The organism is Kosakonia sp. CCTCC M2018092 (genome assembly GCF_003864115.1).
GTDB classification, from domain to species: Bacteria; Pseudomonadota; Gammaproteobacteria; order Enterobacterales; family Enterobacteriaceae; genus Kosakonia; species Kosakonia cowanii.
In genome coordinates this window covers 762,373-781,002 of record NZ_CP034225.1, presented here as the reverse complement: position 1 = coordinate 781,002, position 18,630 = coordinate 762,373, and the positions used below count along the sequence as shown (strand labels likewise).

Annotated in this window: 17 protein-coding genes and 1 other RNA gene; 4 read left to right on the top strand and 14 right to left on the bottom strand. The window is 56.4% G+C overall.

All coding sequences use genetic code 11. The features are described 5' to 3' along the window. Positions 1-138 precede the first annotated feature (138 nt). From ubiI to EH164_RS03615, 4 genes are read right to left on the bottom strand one after another with little or no spacing between them, the layout of a single operon-like run. The gene (gene ubiI / locus EH164_RS03630; RefSeq protein ID WP_124967321.1) at positions 139-1,341 is read right to left on the bottom strand and encodes an FAD-dependent 2-octaprenylphenol hydroxylase; all 1,203 of its coding nucleotides are present in this window, start codon (positions 1,339-1,341) and stop codon (positions 139-141) included. A 10-nt stretch (positions 1,342-1,351) separates the two neighbouring features. Next, the gene (gene ubiH, locus EH164_RS03625; protein ID WP_124967320.1) at positions 1,352-2,530 is read right to left on the bottom strand and encodes a 2-octaprenyl-6-methoxyphenyl hydroxylase; all 1,179 of its coding nucleotides are present in this window, start codon (positions 2,528-2,530) and stop codon (positions 1,352-1,354) included. After that, positions 2,527-3,840, bottom strand: a complete 1,314-nt coding sequence (gene pepP / locus EH164_RS03620; protein ID WP_124967319.1) for a Xaa-Pro aminopeptidase — start codon at positions 3,838-3,840, stop codon at positions 2,527-2,529. The genes ubiH and pepP overlap by 4 nt, the downstream gene beginning before the upstream one ends. A 25-nt stretch (positions 3,841-3,865) precedes the next feature. After that, the gene (locus EH164_RS03615) at positions 3,866-4,444 is read right to left on the bottom strand and encodes a YecA family protein (protein ID WP_023480800.1); all 579 of its coding nucleotides are present in this window, start codon (positions 4,442-4,444) and stop codon (positions 3,866-3,868) included. Between the two features lie 227 nt (positions 4,445-4,671). Between EH164_RS03615 and zapA the strand changes: the two genes are divergently transcribed. The 3 genes from zapA to EH164_RS03600 all read left to right on the top strand — a co-directional run bounded on the left by zapA (position 4,672) and on the right by EH164_RS03600 (position 5,845). Further along, positions 4,672-5,001 carry a cell division protein ZapA gene (zapA, locus tag EH164_RS03610; protein ID WP_124967318.1) on the top strand — a complete coding sequence of 110 codons (330 nt, stop codon included), beginning with the start codon at positions 4,672-4,674 and terminating at the stop codon, positions 4,999-5,001. A 42-nt stretch (positions 5,002-5,043) separates the two neighbouring features. Continuing rightward, positions 5,044-5,227: non-coding RNA, 6S RNA (gene ssrS, locus EH164_RS03605), on the top strand. A 21-nt stretch (positions 5,228-5,248) separates the two neighbouring features. After that, positions 5,249-5,845, top strand: a complete 597-nt coding sequence (locus tag EH164_RS03600) for a 5-formyltetrahydrofolate cyclo-ligase (RefSeq protein ID WP_124967317.1) — start codon at positions 5,249-5,251, stop codon at positions 5,843-5,845. A gap of 41 nt (positions 5,846-5,886) precedes the next feature. Here EH164_RS03600 and serA read toward each other — a convergent pair whose 3' ends face one another. Together serA and rpiA are read right to left on the bottom strand one after the other, a co-directional pair. Then, entirely contained in the window at positions 5,887-7,119 is a 1,233-nt protein-coding gene (gene serA, locus EH164_RS03595; RefSeq protein ID WP_023480742.1) for a phosphoglycerate dehydrogenase, read from the bottom strand. A gap of 265 nt (positions 7,120-7,384) precedes the next feature. After that, positions 7,385-8,044 carry a ribose-5-phosphate isomerase RpiA gene (gene rpiA, locus EH164_RS03590; RefSeq protein WP_023480899.1) on the bottom strand — a complete coding sequence of 220 codons (660 nt, stop codon included), beginning with the start codon at positions 8,042-8,044 and terminating at the stop codon, positions 7,385-7,387. A gap of 162 nt (positions 8,045-8,206) precedes the next feature. Here rpiA and argP point away from each other — a divergent pair, with 162 nt between their 5' ends. Beyond that, entirely contained in the window at positions 8,207-9,100 is an 894-nt protein-coding gene (gene argP / locus EH164_RS03585; protein WP_023480875.1) for a DNA-binding transcriptional regulator ArgP, read from the top strand. Between the two features lie 39 nt (positions 9,101-9,139). On the opposite strand, the gene EH164_RS03580 is transcribed toward argP, so the two are convergent. From EH164_RS03580 to tkt, 8 genes are all read right to left on the bottom strand, one after another. Further along, positions 9,140-9,898, bottom strand: a complete 759-nt coding sequence (locus EH164_RS03580; protein ID WP_023480810.1) for an oxidative stress defense protein — start codon at positions 9,896-9,898, stop codon at positions 9,140-9,142. A 92-nt stretch (positions 9,899-9,990) separates the two neighbouring features. Next, positions 9,991-10,626: an arginine exporter ArgO gene (argO, locus tag EH164_RS03575; protein ID WP_124967316.1), complete on the bottom strand. Its 636-nt coding sequence runs from the start codon at positions 10,624-10,626 to the stop codon at positions 9,991-9,993. 139 nt (positions 10,627-10,765) lie between these two features. Continuing rightward, positions 10,766-11,626, bottom strand: a complete 861-nt coding sequence (mscS, locus tag EH164_RS03570) for a small-conductance mechanosensitive channel MscS (RefSeq protein WP_124967315.1) — start codon at positions 11,624-11,626, stop codon at positions 10,766-10,768. Between the two features lie 188 nt (positions 11,627-11,814). Beyond that, entirely contained in the window at positions 11,815-12,894 is a 1,080-nt protein-coding gene (gene fbaA, locus EH164_RS03565) for a class II fructose-bisphosphate aldolase (RefSeq protein WP_023480871.1), read from the bottom strand. Positions 12,895-12,980: 86 nt separating this feature from the next. Continuing rightward, positions 12,981-14,144 carry a phosphoglycerate kinase gene (gene pgk, locus EH164_RS03560; protein ID WP_023481068.1) on the bottom strand — a complete coding sequence of 388 codons (1,164 nt, stop codon included), beginning with the start codon at positions 14,142-14,144 and terminating at the stop codon, positions 12,981-12,983. A 47-nt stretch (positions 14,145-14,191) separates the two neighbouring features. After that, on the bottom strand, positions 14,192-15,211 hold the full coding sequence (gene epd, locus EH164_RS03555; protein ID WP_124967314.1) for an erythrose-4-phosphate dehydrogenase: 1,020 nt from the start codon (positions 15,209-15,211) through the stop codon (positions 14,192-14,194). A 412-nt stretch (positions 15,212-15,623) separates the two neighbouring features. Then, positions 15,624-16,373: a phage antirepressor KilAC domain-containing protein gene (locus tag EH164_RS03550; RefSeq protein ID WP_023480846.1), complete on the bottom strand. Its 750-nt coding sequence runs from the start codon at positions 16,371-16,373 to the stop codon at positions 15,624-15,626. 231 nt (positions 16,374-16,604) lie between these two features. Further along, complete coding sequence (tkt, locus tag EH164_RS03545) at positions 16,605-18,596, bottom strand: transketolase (protein WP_124967313.1); 1,992 nt, start codon at positions 18,594-18,596, stop codon at positions 16,605-16,607. Positions 18,597-18,630: the final 34 nt, after the last annotated feature.

The following is an 18,630-nucleotide window of genomic DNA, read 5'->3' as shown; positions in this document are numbered from 1 at the left end:
CGGTTAAAAGCAAAAAAGCGCGTGAACCAAAATTAACGACATGAGAAAAACTAATCTGAGAATGGGGGTGAAATTAGAATATTTCAAATGAGAGGAGAGCTTCCCTTCCCGGGGCCGGGAAGGGAAAGTGTGACGCAGTTAACGTAACCACTCCGGCAGATCGTTCAGCCCTAAAGCCTGACGCAATAACTGCGGTTTAACACCGGGGAGGGTATCAGCCAGTTTCAGGCCGATATCACGCAGCAGCTTTTTCGCCGGATTCGAACCGGCAAACAGTTCGCGAAAACCCTGCATGCTCGCCAGCATCATCGCGGCGCTATGTTTACGGCTGCGCTCGTAGCGGCGCAGGTAGAGGTGCTGACCAATATCTTTGCCGTCGCGGCTCAAACGACGCAGCTCAGCAATCAGCTCGGCGACATCCATAAAGCCAAGGTTAACGCCCTGCCCAGCTAAAGGATGGATGGTGTGCGCCGCATCACCCACCAGCGCTAACCGATGCCCGGCAAACTGCCGCGCATAACGCCCGGTTAACGGGTAAGTGTGGCGTTCGCTCTCCAGTTCGCACAGACCGAGGCGGTTATCGAAGGCCATGGTCAGCGCCTGGTTGAACGCCTCAGGGCTGGTCTCCTGCATCGCCTTCGCCTGCTCTGGCGACAGCGACCAGACGATCGAGCAAAGATGCGGATCGTTCAGCGGCAGAAACGCAAGGATGCCATCATTATGGAAAACCTGGCGCGCGACAGCCTGGTGCGGCTCGGCGGTGCGGATCGTCGCCACCAGCGCGTGATGGTGATAATCCCAGTAGGTAAGCGGAATGTCCGCGCGGTTGCGCAGCCACGAATTAGCGCCGTCAGCCCCCACCACCAGGCGCGCTGTCAGCATGGTGCCCTCTTTCAGGGTCAGGAACGCTTCGTTCTCCCCCCAGGCGACCTGCTGCAACTCCGCTGGCGCAATCAGTGTGACATCTTTGCACTGCTGCGCCTGATCCCACAGCGCCTGGTGAATGCGCGTGTTCTCAATGATGTAGCCAAGATGGCTGTAACCCATGCTCAGATCGTCAAAGGAGATGCGCCCGAAGCTATCTTTCTCCCACACTTCCATGCCGTGATAGCAGCCGACCGGCCCGGCAACGATGTTTGACCAGACGCCGAGATGGGTCAGCAATTTTTCACTGGCGGCGTTAATCGCCGAGACGCGTAGCGCCGGAGGGGCATCCGCAGCCTGCGGCTCCGGAACCGTTTGTTCCAGCACCGCCACGCGCAGCCCGCTCCCTTGCAGGCCGCAGGCTAATGCCAGACCCACCATGCCGCCGCCGACAATCGCAACATCAACACTCTGCACTCTTAGCTCCTTAACGGGCGACCCAACCGAGGGTTCGTTGCGCCAGCGCATCACGCGCCGGGGTAAATAGTTCCATCGCCATCAACCCGAGGTTGCGCCCAACGACCAGCGGCGCCCAGCGGTTGGCGAAGAGATGCACCAGCCCATCCGTCACGCCGATGGTGGCAGCTTTATCTGCCTGCCGACGCTGGTTATAACGCAGCAAAAGCGGATAGCTTCCTACATCAGTTTGTTCGATAAAGGCCTGCGAAAGGGTTTCCGCCAGCGTCATCACATCGCGCATGCCAAGGTTGAAGCCCTGCCCGGCAATGGGATGCAGCGTCTGCGCGGCATTCCCCACCAGTACGGCGCGATGGGAGACGGATGAGCTGGCAGTGGAGAGCGCCAGCGGGTAGACGCTGCGCTTTCCGGCATGCAGGATGCGGCCAAGACGCCAGCCGAATGCTTTTTGCAACTCATCGCAAAACTGTTCGTCTGACCAGCTCGCCACCTGCTGCTGTTTTTCACGCGGGTGACACCACACCAGCGACGAGCGCCCCTGCGACATTGGCAGCATCGCCAGCGGGCCATGTTCAGTAAAGCGCTCAAACGCGCGCCCCTCATGGGCAATGGAGGTGGTGACATTGGCAATCACCGCCGCCTGGTCATAAGGCGACTGCTGCCAGTCGATATTGAGTTGCCCGGCAATCGATGAGCGCGAACCGTCTGCCGCCACCAGCAGTTCGCCGGTGAGTTGCTTGCCGCTTTGCAGCGTCACCGTCACCTGCTCCTGGCTGCGGGTAAAGCGATCGACGCGATCCGGGCAGTGAAGCGTAACGCCCGGCGCGTTTTGCAGCCGCTTAAAGAGCCGCTGCCCGACATCATGCAGCTCAACCACATGGCCTAATGCATCAAGCCGGTACTCTTCCGCCGTCAGCGTGACGAAACCGGCATGGCCGCGATCGCTGACGTGTACGGTTGAGATGGGCGTTGCGCAGGAGGCGAGCGCCTGCCAGACGCCGATATGCGCCAGCTGCTGGCAGGTGCCTGCCGCCAGCGCGATAGCACGCGCGTCAAAACCGGGGTGATCCTGCGCGCCGGGCGCGTTGGCTTCCACCAGATGAACGGCAAGCTTGCCCTGCGTCAGATGTGAAATCGCCAGCGCAAGGGTTGCGCCAGCCATGCCGCCGCCAACGATGATCACGCTCATGCGCGCGCCTTCGCCATCAGGGCTTCAATCTCATCGGCTTTTTTGACCACGCTGGCGGTGAGGTTCTCATTGCCGTTGTCGGTGATGACAATGTCATCTTCGATGCGAATACCGATACCGCGATACTGCTCCGGTACATCGGCGTCCGGTGCGATGTAGAGCCCCGGCTCGACGGTAAGCACCATGCCTGGCGCCAGCTCGCGGGAGCGATCCTGGCCGTAAACACCGACATCATGCACATCCAGCCCCAGCCAGTGGCTTAAGCCATGCATAAAGAAGGCGCGGTGAGCGCTTTTCGCAACCAGCTCATCAACGTCGCCCTGCAAAATGCCGAGCTTCACCAGCCCGCTCACCATGATGCGCACCACTTCGCCGGTCACTTCCTGAATCGAGGTGCCAGGGCGGAACAGCTCAAGAGCGCGTTCCAGCGAGGCGAGCACGATGTCGTAAATCTCGCGCTGTGCCGGGGTGAATTTGCCGCTGACCGGGAAGGTGCGGGTGATATCGCCGGCATAGCCTTTGTATTCGCAGCCCGCGTCAATCAGCACCAGATCGCCCGCGCGCATTTCGCTTTCGTTCTCGGTGTAATGCAGGATGCAGCCGTTTTCGCCCGCGCCCACAATGGTGTTGTAGGAGGGAAAGCGCGCGCCGTGGCGGTTGAACTCATGCTGAATTTCGCCTTCAAGCTGATACTCAAACATGCCCGGGCGGCACACCTGCATCGCGCGGGTATGGGCCAGCGCGGAAATCTCGCCCGCGCGGCGCAGCACTTCAATCTCTTCAGCGGATTTAAACAGGCGCATCTCATGCACGATGGGCCGCCAGTCGGTCAGCGTGGCGGGCGCTTTCAGATTCTGGCGCGAGCCTTTGCGCAACTTGTCGAGCGCGGCAAAGAGGATGGTGTCCGCGTAAGCGTATTCGCCCTGCGCGTGGTAGACCGCATCGAGGCCGTTGAGCAGCTGATAGAGATGCTCGTCGATCTCCGGGAACGCCAGCGCGCGATCGACGCCGAGCTTCTCCGGCGCGGCTTCCTGGCCGAGACGGCGACCAAACCAGATTTCAGCGGTTTTGTCGCGTACGCGGTTGAACAGCACGCTGTGGTTGTGGGTGTCATCGCTTTTGATCAGCACCAGCACCGCTTCCGGCTCGTTAAAACCGGTGAAATACCAGAAATCGCTGCTCTGGCGATAGGGGTATTCACTGTCTGCGCTGCGGGTCGCTTCCGGCGCGGCAAAGATCAACGCCGCGCTACCCGGAACCATCTGCGCCAGTAAAGCCTGGCGACGACGGAGAAACTCAAGCTGTGTCATGACACCTCCTCCATGTAAAAACTAATTAGTGTAGTGTGGGCTTGCGCACTTCCGGTGCGGTCGGCTGCTGGCGCGTGAAGGTATCGTGGCAGAGCAGCGCCGCAACGCGGACATACTCGATAATCTCTTCCAGAGACATCTCCAGCTCTTCCTGATCTTCGTCTTCGTCGTAGCCCAGCTGCGCGATGTTGCGCAGGTCGTCAATCGCTTCGCCGGTTTCGCCGGTCACTTTGTCGAGCTTCGGCTGCGAGACGCCAAGACCCAGCAGGAAGTGATTCACCCAGCCTGCCAGCGCATCGGCGCGGTCGAAGACGCTAACGTCGTCGCCTTCCGGCAGGTAGAGCTGAAAGAGAAAGCCATCATCTTCCAGAGAATCGCTGGTGGCGGCATGCATTGCACGCAGCGCCTGGGCCAACTCGTGGCCGAAGGCCAGCCCTTCGTTGGTTAAATCATGCAGCAGCGGCTGCCATGAGGTGTCTTTGTTGCCGCCGCAGAGCATCCCCGCGATCAGCCCATGCATTTCAGCAGGATGCAATCCCACGCCTTGTTGGTTGAGTAACTGGCCTACTTCCTTGTAACCAGGTATTTCGTTCTGTATAGACATGCGCATTCGTCGTCGTTGGGGGAATTATTCATGGTATGCTACCACTTTGGACCCTGGTGATATACCCGTGATGGTTCACGTTACATGCCATTGCATGTACGCGGATTACTTAAGGTATAGACGTAAAATAGTTGAAAGTACGGACCAGGGTCGCTTATAGTGTCGCCCCTTCGCAGCCCAGGGCTCGAATGCGAAGGCAGAGCGCAGTCAAACAGCAGGAAGGTGGCATGTCTGCACAACCCGTCGATATCCAAATTTTTGGCCGTTCACTCCGCGTGAACTGCCCGCCTGAGCAGATAGATGCGCTGAATCAGGCTGCGGAAGATCTGAATCAGCGGTTGCAAGATCTGAAGGTTCGCACTAGAGTCACAAATACTGAGCAGTTGGTGTTTATCGCCGCGCTGAATATCAGCTACGAGCTTGCTCAGGAAAAGGCAAAAACCCGTGATTACGCTTCCAGCATGGAGCAGCGTATTAAGATGTTACAGCAGACCATTGAACAGGCTTTACTTGATCAAGGTCGCATAACGGAAAGACCGGGACCGAAGTTTGAATAATACTTCAAGGTCAACTATGGTAGATTGACAGTGAAGTTAAAAAATTCTCTGAGATGTTTGCAAGCGGGCCAGTCCCCTGAGCCGATATTTCATACCAACAGAGTGTGGCGATCCATGGTTGGTGAGCATGCTCGGTCCGTCCGAGAAGCCTTAAAATCATGACGACACATTCACCTTGAACCAAGGGTTCAAGGGTTACAGCCTGCGGCGGCATCTCGGAGATTCCCCTCTTCTACCAACAACGACCATGACGCAACTGCCCGATTCACTTCCGTCACGACAAGCAATACGCAAACAGATTCGTCAACGCCGACGAGAAATCACCAGCGCCCAGCAGCGCCATTTTGCTGAACAAGCCGCACTGCGAATGATGGCCTGGCCACCTGTTGTGATGGCACACACCGTTGCCCTGTTTCTCTCCTTTGACGGCGAACTCGATACACAACCGCTGATCGAACAGCTCTGGCGAAGCGGCAAACGCGTTTACCTTCCCGTATTACACCCCTTCAGTCCCGGTAATCTGCTCTTTTTGCACTACCATCCGCACAGCGAACTGGTGACCAATCGTCTGAAAATTCAGGAGCCGAAGCTGGACGTGCGTGATGTGCTTCCACTGAGCCAACTCGACGTGCTGATCACGCCGTTAGTCGCCTTTGATGCACAGGGGCAGCGCCTAGGTATGGGCGGTGGTTTCTATGACAGAACGCTGCAAAACTGGCGCGCGTATGGCGTGCAGCCAGTTGGTTATGCCCATGATTGCCAGCGCGTAGAGAAGCTGCCGGTGGAGGAGTGGGATATTCCGCTGCCTGCGGTGATCACACCATCAACGGTGTGGGAGTGGTAGGTTGTTCCCCTCCCGGACGGGAGAGGAACACGTAACGCAACTTAGAACAGCAGACGGGAACGAATGGTGCCCGGAATCGCTTTCATGCTCTGTAGCGCAGTCTGCGCAACCTCTTCTTCCGCTTCGATATCGACGACAACATAGCCCATATGCGGCGTAGTTTGCAGATACTGTGCCGCGATGTTGATGTTCTGGCTGGCGAAAATCTGGTTAAGCGCCGTCAGTACGCCAGGGCGGTTTTCATGGATATGCAGCAGACGACGACCACCGTGCAGCGGCAGAGAGACTTCCGGGAAGTTTACTGCCGAAAGCGTGGAGCCGTTATCAGAGTACTTAATCAGCTTACCGGCAACTTCAAGGCCGATGTTCTCCTGCGCTTCCTGAGTGGAACCGCCGATGTGCGGCGTCAGGATAACGTTATCAAACTCGCAGAGCGGTGAGTCGAACGGATCGCTGTTGGTCGCCGGTTCGGTCGGGAAGACATCAATCGCTGCGCCCGCCAGGTGCTTACGCTTCAGGGCATCGCACAGCGCCGGGATATCAACCACCGTGCCGCGTGCGGCGTTGATCAGCAGTGCGCCCGGCTTCATCAGCGCCAGCTCCTCTTCGCCAATCATATTCTTCGTTGAGGCGTTTTCCGGCACGTGCAGGCTGACCACGTCGCTCATGTTCAGCAGATCGGAGAGATGCTGCACCTGCGTGGCGTTGCCGAGCGGCAGTTTGTTCTCGATATCGTAGAAGAAGACGTGCATCCCCAGTGATTCAGCGAGAATACCGAGCTGCGTACCAATGTGGCCGTAGCCAATGATGCCGAGCTTTTTGCCGCGCGCTTCATAGGAACCAACCGCCAGCTTGTTCCAGATACCGCGGTGCGCTTTGGCGTTCGCTTCCGGAATGCCGCGCATCAGCAGCAGCAGTTCGCCGATCACTAACTCCGCCACGGAACGGGTGTTGGAGAAGGGGGCGTTAAAGACTGGCACACCGCGTTTGGCCGCTGCTTCCAGGTTCACCTGGTTGGTGCCGATGCAGAAACAGCCGATAGCGACCAGCTTTTCCGCCGCGGCGATGACATCTTCAGTCAGTTGAGTACGGGATCGCAGGCCAATGAAGTGGGCGTCGCGGATGGACTCTTTCAACTGCTCGCTGTCCAGTGCGCCCTTGTGAAATTCGATGTTGTTATAACCCGCCGCACGGAGGCTTTCGACCGCTTTCTGGTGCACCCCTTCGACGAGCAGAAATTTAATCTTGTCTTTCTCCAGTGATACCTTTGCCATTTACCCGACCCTGTTTTATGTCTGACTGTGATGTTGTGCGGAGGAAAACCGCGTTAGCCAACATATCAAAAAAAACTATCGCGGCAATATGAACGTTTGCGTCGCCGCTCTGAAGAAATGTCATCCAGCGGGAAATGGCAGAGAAAAATGCTGGAAAAGCAGAAGCTCGCGGCAGGGATGCGAGATGAAGGGGAAAAACGTGACAGATATCACCGAATTTAACGATGTCAGATTTTTACCGGGAGACAGCAGTCCCCCGGTCAGATCATTTCACGATGGTTTTGACGCCATCCGGGGTGCCAATCAGCGCCACGTCAGCCCCACGATTCGCGAATAAACCCACCGTGACCACACCGGGAATATTGTTGATGGTGTTCTCCATCGCGATGGGATCGAGAATTTCCAGACCATAGACATCGAGGATGACGTTGCCGTTATCCGTCACCACATTCTGACGATACTCCGGGCGGCCGCCCAGCTTGACCAGCGTCCGCGCGACCGCGCTGCGCGCCATCGGGATCACTTCAACCGGCAGCGGGAATTTGCCGAGGATCGGCACCTGCTTGGAGGCATCCGCGATACAGATAAACTTATCCGCCACTGAAGCGATGATCTTCTCACGGGTCAGCGCCGCGCCGCCGCCTTTGATCATCTGCATCTGGTCGTTGATCTCATCCGCGCCGTCGACGTAGATCCCCAGGCGATCGACCGCGTTAAGATCGAAAACGGTGATGCCTAAGCTTTTCAGCTTCTCGGTGGAAGCATCCGAGCTCGAAACCGCGCCCTCAATCTGCCCTTTCATGGTACCCAGCGCGTCAATAAAGTGTGCCGCGGTGGAGCCGGTGCCTACGCCGACAATGGTGCCGGGTTCAACATAGTGAAGTGCTGCCCAGCCCACTGCTTTTTTGAGTTCATCCTGCGTCATGGTCGTTCGCCTGTGGTGTGAAATTTCAGGCGCATTATAGATAGGCTCTGCCGAAAAGTCCCTGTGACCTGTGTCACAATACGCGACAACCATTTTCGTCTGCCACGACGGGAAATTTATGTCATAGTGCGAAAGACTATTTTTCAGGAGATTGCCCGAGCAATGAAACGTCCGGATTACAGAACACTACAGGCACTTGATGCAGTTATTCGTGAGCGTGGGTTTGAGCGTGCTGCGCAAAAGCTCTGTATTACTCAATCCGCCGTGTCACAGCGTATCAAGCAACTGGAGAACATGTTCGGGCAGCCACTGCTGGTGCGTACCGTACCGCCGCGCCCCACCGAGCAGGGGCAAAAACTGCTGGCGCTGCTGCGCCAGGTTGAGCTACTGGAAGAAGAGTGGCTGGGTGACGAGCAAACCGGCTCTACACCGCTGCTGCTGTCGCTGGCGGTCAACGCCGACAGCCTGGCAACCTGGCTGCTGCCCGCGCTGGCACCGGTTTTAGTCGACTCCCCGATTCGCCTCAATTTGCAGGTGGAAGATGAAACCCGCACCCAGGAGCGTCTGCGTCGCGGTGAAGTAGTAGGCGCGGTGAGTATCCAGCCTCAGGCGCTGCCAAGCTGTCTGGTGGATAAACTGGGTGCGCTCGATTACCTTTTTGTTGGCTCAAAAGAGTTTGCCGAACGCTACTTCCCCAACGGCGTAACGCGTTCCGCGCTGCTGAAAGCGCCCGCGGTGGCGTTTGATCATCTCGACGATATGCATCAGGCCTTTTTGCAGCAATATTTTGATCTGCCGCCCGGCAGCGTCCCCTGCCATATCGTTAACTCATCGGAAGCCTTTGTGCAGCTGGCGCGCCAGGGAACCACCTGCTGCATGATCCCACATCTGCAAATCGAGAAAGAGCTGGCGAGCGGCGAGCTTATCGACCTGACGCCGGGCTTGCTGCAACGTCGTATGCTCTACTGGCACCGCTTTGCGCCGGAAAGCCGGATGATGCGCAACGTTACCGACGCGCTGCTGGCGTTCGGTCATCGGGTACTGCGACAGGATTAAGAGAGACCCTCTCCCCGAACGAGGAGAGGGAGGCCAGCGTTACTTCGCGGCTGGCGTGGACTGCGGTTGCTGCTGCTGTTGTTGCGCCTGATTAGGCTCAATCTGGAAGACCACATCCACCTGATCGTCAAACTGGATGGTTGGCTGTTCGTAGGTCTCCTGCGCCGCAGACTCCGCTGGTGCATCGGCCTTCATCATGCGTACCATCGGGCTCGGCTGATAGTTAGAGACATGGTAACGAACGCTGTAGACCGGGCCGAGTTTGGCATTGAAACCGGCAGCCAGCTGCTGCGCCTGTCGCGTCGCGTCATCAATCGCCGCTTTACGGGCTTTATCCTTGAAGGATTCCGATTGCGCAACGCCCAGGGAGACGGAGCGGATTTCGTTGAGACCCGCTTTCAGCGCGCCATCAAGCAGCGAGTTCAGCTTGTCCAGCTCGCGCAGCGTCACTTCCACGGTGCGCACAGCGCGATAACCTTTCAGAATGCTTTTGCCATTCTGGTAGTCGTAATCGGGCTGGGTGCGTAAGTTCGCTGAGTTAATATCTTTACGGGCGATGCCGTTTTGCTCAAGGAAGCTCAGGTATTGCGCAACGCGATCGTCCGCCTGCTTCTTGGCTGAGGCCGCATCTTTCGCGGCGACGTTTACTTCAATCGCCAGGGTGGCGATATCGGGGGTCGCATCCACGCTTGCCGTACCCGTTGTGACAATGTGCGGGCCATCCGGCAATTCACTGGCCTGTACCGCCATTGCGCTGAAACCTACCATTGCCGCCAGGGCTATCACTTTACGTTTCACAGGTACTCCTCCATGTTACTCAATTACGTCCCGTGCACGGGCGCCTGGCAGCAAGCTTAGCCACTTACGCCTGATTGTCCATCGGACTTACCTTAACTGAATAATCCTTGCAAATGGTTCACACCTTCCGCCGCCAGTTTCAGCGCGATAAACCACATTACCAGGCCGACCAGAATATTGATAACCCGCTGCGCCGTGGCGGTGCGCAAACGCGGGGCAAGCCAGGCAGCCAGCAGCGCAAGGCTGAAGAACCAGAGAAAAGAGGCGCTGATGGTGCCGAGGGCAAACCAACGTTTCGGCATCTCCGCCAGTTGCCCGCCAAGGCTGCCGAGCACCACAAAGGTGTCGAGATAAACATGGGGATTGAGCCACGTAACGGCCAGCATGGTGGCGATGATCTGCCCACGCCCCTGGCGAAGCGCTTGCGCATTTTCCAGATCGATATCACGGGCAAAGGCGGTTTTCAGCGCGCCAAAGCCGTACCACAATAGAAAAAGTACCCCGCCCCAGGTAACCAGCGCCAGCAGCCACGGCGACTGCATCAGTAACGCACTGCCGCCAAAGACGCCAGCGCAAATCAGCGCAACATCGCTCAGAGTGCAGAGTAGCGCCGTCATGAGGTGATACTGTCGTCGGATCCCCTGGTTCAGGACGAACGCATTTTGCGGCCCCAGCGGCAAAATCAGAGCAGCACCCAACATAAGCCCTTGTAAATAATAAGATAACACGTCAAATTCCCATCCGGTTTATTGCAGGAAGCTGACTATAACGCGCTGGGATTATTAGGTGAAATTGATAATTTTAATCTGCCATTAACCGGGCTAATAATGGCAGATATAAAAAAGGCCGACAGTGTCGGCCTTGTGCTTACTCGACGGGTTGTTCTTTAACCTGTTTTAAATTTACATCCATTTGCGGGAACGGGAAGCTGATCCCTTCCTCATCGAAACGGCGCTTGATGGTCTCAAGCAGATCCCAGTAGACGGTTTGTAGATCGGCGCTCTTGGTCCAGACACGAATCACAAAGTTAATCGATGATGCGCCCAGCTCATTCAGACGCACGGTGATATCGCGATCTTTCAGGATGCGCTCATCGGCCTGGATGATCTCATTTAGCACTCGCTTAACATGATCGATATCAGAATCATACGCCACGCCGATGATTAGCTCATTACGACGCGCCGGTTCACGGGAGAAGTTGATGATATTCCCGGCGATGATTTTGCCGTTCGGGACAACGATAATTCGCCCATCAATCGTACGCAGGGTGGTCGAGAAAATCTGCACCTGCAGTACCGTCCCGGCAACGCCGCCCAGATCGACATACTCGCCAGAGCGGAACGGACGGAAGGTCACTAGCAGCACGCCTGCCGCAAGGTTGGAGAGCGAACCTTGCAGTGCCAGACCAATAGCCAGGCCAGCGGCACCGAGCACCGCGATCACCGACGCCGTTTGTACACCGACGCGCCCCAGCGCAGCAATCAGGGTAAACGCGATAATACCGTAGCGCACCAGCGCGGAGAGGAAGTCCGCAACGGTGGCATCAATGTGTCTTGCACGCATCACCCGGTTGACGGCGTTGGAGATTATACGCGCCACAATCATACCGACGATGATGATGGCGATCGCCGCCACGATATTAACGGCATAGCTCAACAGCAGCGCCTGGTTATTTACCAGCCAGGAGCCCGCGTTGTTGATGCTATCGACAACGTGAAGATCTTCCATATTGTGCTTCCTTCTATTGTTCCAAAACGGAAAAAACGCCCCTTGCCAAAAGGACAGCCCCCTAAAGGGTAAACAAAAAGAGGCGCTTTCGCCAAATAGTTAACATTTGCAGGCGAATAGCAGCTTATTGAATTCGCAATAAAAAAGGCCCGCAAAGTGCGGGCCTTTTCGGAAAAGAGCGGCGTAAATTACAGAACGTCTACTGCGTTCAGCTCTTTAAATGCCTGCTCCAGACGCGTCACCATGCTGGTCTGCGCTGCACGCAGCCATACGCGCGGATCGTAGTATTTCTTGTTCGGCTGGTCTTCGCCTTTCGGGTTGCCCAGCTGGCTCTGCAGGTAGCCTTCGTTATCTTTGTAGTACTTCAGAATACCTTCCCAGGTTGCCCATTGGGTGTCGGTATCGATGTTCATTTTGATAACGCCGTAGCTTACGGAGTCTTTGATTTCCTGAGCAGAAGAGCCGGAACCTCCGTGGAACACGAAGTTCAGGCTGTTGTGCGGCAGGTTATGTTTCTTGGAAACATACTCCTGAGAGTCGCGCAGGATAGTCGGGGTCAGTTTAACGTTACCCGGCTTGTAAACGCCGTGAACGTTACCGAAAGAAGCCGCGATGGTGAAACGCGGGCTGATGGCGTTCAGCTTGGTGTAAGCGTAGTCCACGTCTTCCGGCTGGGTGTAGAGAGCAGATGCGTCCATATGGCTGTTGTCGACGCCATCTTCTTCACCGCCGGTGCAGCCCAGTTCGATCTCGAGGGTCATGCCCATTTTGGACATGCGCTCCAGGTACTTGGAGCAGATCTCGATGTTCTCTTCCAGAGACTCTTCAGACAGGTCGATCATGTGAGAAGAGAACAGCGGTTTGCCGGTCGCAGCGAAGTGTTTTTCACCGGCGTCCAGCAGGCCGTCGATCCACGGCAGCAGTTTTTTCGCGCAGTGGTCAGTGTGCAGAATAACCGGCACACCGTAGTGTTCTGCCATCTGGTGAACGTGATGCGCGCCAGAGATAGCACCCAGAATAGCCGCGCCCTGAGGAACGTCAGTCTTCACGCCTTTGCCCGCGATGAACGCAGCGCCGCCGTTGGAGAACTGTACGATAACCGGTGCGCGAACTTTCGCAGCGGCTTCCAGAACGGCGTTGATGGAGTCAGTGCCCACGCAGTTAACTGCCGGCAGAGCGAAGTTGTTTTCTTTAGCTACCTGGAACACTTTCTGAACGTCATCACCGGTGATCACGCCAGGTTTTACGAAATCAAAAATTTTAGACATGTTACGTAGTCCTGTATCTTTGGCCTGGAAAAATGCGTGCCTTTTAGCGCGCTGAAATTAAGGCGGGTTACCCCGCCCTGCTGATCTTACTGCTTAGCGCGCTCTTCGAGCATGGCTACTGCCGGCAGAACTTTGCCTTCCACGAATTCGAGGAATGCACCGCCGCCAGTGGAGATGTAGGAGATCTTGTCAGCGATACCGAACAGATCGATAGCAGCCAGCGTGTCGCCGCCGCCTGCGATGGAGAACGCGTCGCTGTCAGCGATGGCGTTCGCCACGATTTCAGTACCCTTACGGAAGTTCGGGAACTCAAAGACGCCAACCGGACCATTCCACAGAATAGTTTTGGCGTTTTTCAGGATTTCAGCCAGTTTCTGTGCGGAAACGTCGCCCAAATCCAGAATTTGCTCATCATCTTTGATGTCATTAACGGATTTCAGCGTCGCGTTAGCGGTTTCGGAGAATTCGGTTGCCACGCGCACATCGGTCGGAACCGGGATATCGCAGGTGCTCAGCAGACGTTTGGCTTCATCAACCAGATCCGCTTCGTACAGGGATTTACCAACGTTATGACCCTGGGCCGCAACGAAGGTGTTAGCAATACCGCCGCCAACGATCAGCTGGTCAGCGATTTTGGACAGGGAGTCCAGCACGGTCAGTTTGGTAGAGACTTTAGAACCACCAACGATAGCTACCATCGGGCGAGCCGGCTCTTTCAGCGCTTTACCCAGCGCGTCCAGCTCTTCTGCCAGCAGCGGACCTGCGCACGCGACATCAGCAAATTTACCGACACCGTGAGTAGAAGCCTGCGCGCGGTGCGCAGTACCAAAGGCGTCCATCACAAAGACGTCGCACAGCGCGGCATATTTCTTCGCCAGCGTTTCGTCGTCTTTCTTCTCGCCTTTGTTGAAGCGTACGTTTTCCAGCACGACCAGCTCACCGGCAGCGATTTCTACGCCGTCCAGGTAATCTTTTGCCAGGCGAACCGGGTTGGAGAGTTTGTCTTTCAGATAGTTAACTACCGGAAGCAGAGAGAATTCTTCGTTGTATTCACCTTCGGTCGGGCGACCCAGGTGAGACGTTACCATCACTTTAGCACCCTGTTTCAGCGCCAGTTCGATGGTCGGCAGAGAAGCACGGATACGCGCATCGCTGGTCACTTTCCCTTCTTTAACCGGTACGTTCAAATCCGCACGGATTAGAACGCGTTTACCAGCCAGATCCAGATCGGTCATCTTAATTACAGACATGGTGAATCCTCTCGATGATTCTTAAGTTTTGTAGACACTCGCGTGCCTTACCTGAAACTCACTGCAGCTATTGCTAACGTTGTGTCGAGCATACGGTTAGCAAAGCCCCATTCGTTGTCGCACCACACAAGGGTTTTAATCAGGTGCGAACCACTGACCCGGGTTTGCGTGCCATCGACAATGGCGCTGTGCGGATCGTGATTAAAATCAATTGAGACCAACGGTAATTCCGTATAGTCAACTATACCATGAAATGTTCCCTGCGCTGCTTTTTGCAGCAACTGGTTGACTTCACTCGCTTTTACCGGCTTTTTCACCGTTACGCTTAAATCAATAGCGGTGACGTTAATGGTCGGTACACGCACCGCAATCGCTTCGAATTTGTCATTAAACTGCGGGAAAATGCGCGAGATGCCCGCCGCCAGTTTGGTATCGACCGGGATGATTGACTGGCTGGCTGCGCGTGTACGGCGCAGATCGGCATGATAAGCATCAATCACCTGCTGATCGTGCATCGCCGAGTGGATCGTCGTTACCGTTCCCCACTCAATGCCGTAAGCCTCGTCGAGCAGTTTGATCACCGGAATAATACAGTTCGTGGTGCAGGAGGCGTTGGAGACAAGGTGATCTTCCGGACGCAGCGTCATATGGTTCACGCCAAAGACGATGGTTGCGTCGAGATCGCTGCTGCCGGGGTGAGAGAAGAGCACTTTTTTCGCGCCTGCCGCCAGGTAGGCTTCGCCATCTTCACGGCTGCCATAAACGCCGGTGCAATCAAGCACGATATCAACGCCCAGTTCGCGCCACGGCAGCGCTGAAATCTCGCTTTCGTGCAGGAGGCGAATCGCATCGTCGCCAATAAATAGCTGCTCCCGCTCCTGGCGCACGTCCCAGGCAAACCGCCCGTGGCTGGTGTCGTACTTCAGCAGATGCGCGATCCCCGCGGCATCCGCCAGTTCATTGATTGCCACCACGGTGATCTCGGCGCGACGCCCTGATTCGTATAGTGCCCGAACCACGTTGCGCCCGATGCGACCGAAACCGTTAATCGCTATGCGTAGGCTCATAACTCTCCTGCAAGGCCAGCCCGCCTGAAGTGGATGACAGAGTAATCCAGTCGCCACCAGAGGGGAATCCTCGCCTGCCTGAACTGCGTCTGTTTGCTTATTTGTCGAACATTTAGCCGACTGAAACGCTTCAGCTAGAATAAGCGAAAGCTGGAATAAAAGGAATGATTGTCCAGACGAATTCGCCAGTAATCTGACTTGCATCACATTTTTGCTGGAATAATTGACGGGAAAAGGCAGGGTTTAGCTGAGGGCCAGAAAAGCGAACCAGGGGGAGAGAAAAGCGTCCATGCTGGTTTATCAGACGAGAGAGTGTGTTGTGAACCATTAAATCGATCGGGCTGATGAGGGCTACTCTGAACCCGTTTCACTCCCCCACTTCTGCGATAAAACACCGTACGCTAAACGCGGCTTAAAACCAGCTGCGCTCAGGCACCTGCGGTTCGGTGCGATCCGCGCGCGGCATCTCAACCGGCTGCGAAGAGAGTTCTTTCGCCCACAGATCGGCCACCCATTTGACGCCCTTCGCGGTGAAGCGCGCCTGCGACCAGCTGTGGCTGTTTTCGCCCACGCCGCCATGCACGGTGAAGTAACCCGCATCGATATGATACTGCGGCGGCATCAGCGCGCCGTTAACCCGCTGCATGATATTGCGCTCCAGCAAAAAGCGGCGGAACTGCGGCTCTTTCACACGCAGCATTTTGCACAGCTGGCGGAAACCGAGCGACTCTTCAACCCGCACATACTGGTCGAAAAACTCCGCTTTAGGCGCGGTAATGGCAAGCTGCGCTTCCGCACGCTGGCGTTTTTCATACTGCTCCGCCCAGGCGCGTGCTGCCGCAGCAGGATTGGTAAAGTCCGGCAGGCCGACGGTTTTTTCGCGCTCCTGCCAGCGATCGAGCATTTCGGCGGTAAAAGCCGGAGAAAGGCGTGAAACCGTCAACAGTGAGTCGCGCTTATTGAGCAAAAACTCCTGCCGCATTTCGCCCTCGCGCTCGTAAGCATTGGCACTTACCGGCTGGGAAAGACGTTGCGCAGTTTCCAGGCTTTTAACCATCCGTTTGACTTCGGCATGAGTTACGCCCGTCAGCTTCGCGATTTCGCGGCTGCTGATGGTCGATGCGGCAGCCTGCGAATTAAGATGTTCACCAGAGATCAGCATGTTCACTCCTTACTCAAACTCACATCAGTTAAGGTGAGGAAATAGTATACAACTTACTGGATAGATATCCAGTATATTTTTTACACATAGATCAAGGGTGCTTTAAGAGCGTTCAGTAAAAAAAGGAGAGTATGGTGGGGGCATAACGTAGACGTGCCGGAGGGCGATGATGCCAGCTCCGGCACGGAATAGTGCAGACCCGGTAAGCGAAACGCTACCGGGTAACAGGGATTACAGCAGCTCTTTCGCTTTGGCGACCACGTTATCCACGGTGAAGCCAAACTCTTCGAACAGCAGCTCTGCTGGCGCAGACTCACCGAAGGTGGTCATGCCAACAACCGCGCCGTTCAGGCCGGTGTATTTGCACCAGAAGTCGGCGATACCGGCTTCCACCGCCACGCGTGCGCTGACCGCTTTCGGCAGCACCGATTCACGGTAAGCAGCATCCTGCTTGTCGAAGGTGTCGGTAGACGGCATGGAGACCACGCGCGCTTTCACGCCTTCAGCTGTCAGACGTTCCCACGCAGCAACGGCCAGCTCCACTTCAGAACCAGTGGCGATGAAGATCAGCTGCGGCTGACCGTCACAATCTTTCAGCACGTAACCGCCGCGAGCGATATCCGCCAGCTGCTGCTCGGTACGATCCTGCTGCGCCAGGTTCTGGCGAGAGAGGATCAGCGCCGTCGGGCCGTCGTGACGCTCAACGCCATATTTCCACGCAACCGCAGACTCAACCTGGTCACACGGACGCCAGGTGCTGACGTTCGGGGTCAGGCGCAGAGAAGCAACCTGCTCAACCGGCTGGTGCGTCGGGCCATCTTCACCCAGACCAATAGAGTCGTGGGTGTAAACCAGCACCTGACGCTGCTTCATCAGCGCCGCCATACGTACCGCGTTACGCGCATACTCGACGAACATCAGGAAGGTGGAGGTGTACGGCACGAAACCGCCATGCAGAGAGATACCGTTGGCAATCGCGGTCATACCGAACTCGCGCACGCCGTAGTGAATGTAGTTACCTGCGGCATCTTCATTGATCGCTTTCGAGCCGGACCACAGGGTCAGGTTGGAAGGCGCGAGGTCAGCGGAACCACCAAGGAACTCCGGCAGCAGCGGGCCAAACGCTTCGATAGCGTTTTGGGAAGCTTTACGGCTGGCGATTTTCGCCGGGTTCGCCTGCAGTTTGGCAATGAATTCGTTGGCTTTCGCCGCGAAATCTTCCGGCATCTCGCCTTTCATACGACGAGTGAACTCGGCAGCCAGCTCCGGGAACGCTTTCGCGTAAGCGGCGAACTTCTCGTTCCACGCAGACTCTTTCGCCTGACCCACTTCTTTCGCATCCCACTGCGCATAAATCTCAGACGGGATCTCAAACGGAGCGTGTTTCCAGCCCAGCTGTTCGCGGGTCAGTGCCACTTCCGCGTCACCCAGCGGCGCGCCGTGGGAGTCGTGGGTACCGGCTTTGTTCGGCGAGCCGAAACCGATAATGGTTTTGCACATCAGCAGCGACGGTTTGTCGGTGACGCTGCGTGCTTCTTCAACAGCGCGTTTGATGGCATCGGCGTCGTGGCCGTCTACGCCGCGAACAACGTGCCAGCCGTAGGCTTCAAAGCGTTTCGCGGTATCGTCGGTGAACCAGCCTTCAACGTGGCCATCGATAGAGATGCCGTTGTCGTCATAGAACGCAACCAGTTTACCCAGCTTCAGCGTACCGGCCAGCGAGCAGGCTTCGTGGGAGATGCCTTCCATCATGCAGCCGTCGCCCATAAAGGCGTAGGTGAAGTGGTCAACAATGTCATGACCCGGACGGTTGAACTGCGCGGCCAGCGTCTTCTCGGCAATCGCCATACCGACTGCGTTTGCAATCCCCTGCCCCAGCGGGCCGGTGGTGGTTTCAACGCCAGCGGTGTAACCCACTTCCGGGTGACCCGGAGTTTTGGAGTGCAGCTGGCGGAAGTTCTGCAGTTCGGTAATCGGCAGATCGTAGCCGGTGAGGTGCAGCAGGCTATAGATCAGCATCGAGCCGTGACCGTTGGACAGCACAAAGCGGTCGCGGTCAGCCCATGCAGGATTCGTCGGGTTATGGTTCAGGAAATCACGCCATAACACTTCGGCGATGTCTGCCATGCCCATTGGGGCTCCCGGGTGACCGGATTTGGCTTTCTGTACCGCGTCCATGCTCAGCGCACGAATAGCATTGGCAAGCTCTTTACGTGAGGACATTTTGACTCCAGATCGGACTGTTAAGGGCTAATCC

Bases quoted from the DNA above. Each gene is read 5' to 3' on its own strand.
- ubiH (WP_124967320.1), bottom strand. From the start codon at position 2,530: ATGAGCGTGATCATCGTTGGCGGCGGCATGGCTGGCGCAACCCTTGCG.
- pepP (WP_124967319.1), bottom strand. From the start codon at position 3,840: ATGACACAGCTTGAGTTTCTCCGTCGTCGCCAGGCTTTACTGGCGCAG.
- EH164_RS03615 (WP_023480800.1), bottom strand. From the start codon at position 4,444: ATGTCTATACAGAACGAAATACCTGGTTACAAGGAAGTAGGCCAGTTA.
- zapA (WP_124967318.1), top strand. From the start codon at position 4,672: ATGTCTGCACAACCCGTCGATATCCAAATTTTTGGCCGTTCACTCCGC.
- EH164_RS03600 (WP_124967317.1), top strand. From the start codon at position 5,249: ATGACGCAACTGCCCGATTCACTTCCGTCACGACAAGCAATACGCAAA.
- serA (WP_023480742.1), bottom strand. From the start codon at position 7,119: ATGGCAAAGGTATCACTGGAGAAAGACAAGATTAAATTTCTGCTCGTC.
- rpiA (WP_023480899.1), bottom strand. From the start codon at position 8,044: ATGACGCAGGATGAACTCAAAAAAGCAGTGGGCTGGGCAGCACTTCAC.
- argP (WP_023480875.1), top strand. From the start codon at position 8,207: ATGAAACGTCCGGATTACAGAACACTACAGGCACTTGATGCAGTTATT.
- mscS (WP_124967315.1), bottom strand. From the start codon at position 11,626: ATGGAAGATCTTCACGTTGTCGATAGCATCAACAACGCGGGCTCCTGG.
- fbaA (WP_023480871.1), bottom strand. From the start codon at position 12,894: ATGTCTAAAATTTTTGATTTCGTAAAACCTGGCGTGATCACCGGTGAT.
- pgk (WP_023481068.1), bottom strand. From the start codon at position 14,144: ATGTCTGTAATTAAGATGACCGATCTGGATCTGGCTGGTAAACGCGTT.
- epd (WP_124967314.1), bottom strand. From the start codon at position 15,211: ATGAGCCTACGCATAGCGATTAACGGTTTCGGTCGCATCGGGCGCAAC.
- EH164_RS03550 (WP_023480846.1), bottom strand. From the start codon at position 16,373: ATGCTGATCTCTGGTGAACATCTTAATTCGCAGGCTGCCGCATCGACC.
- tkt (WP_124967313.1), bottom strand. From the start codon at position 18,596: ATGTCCTCACGTAAAGAGCTTGCCAATGCTATTCGTGCGCTGAGCATG.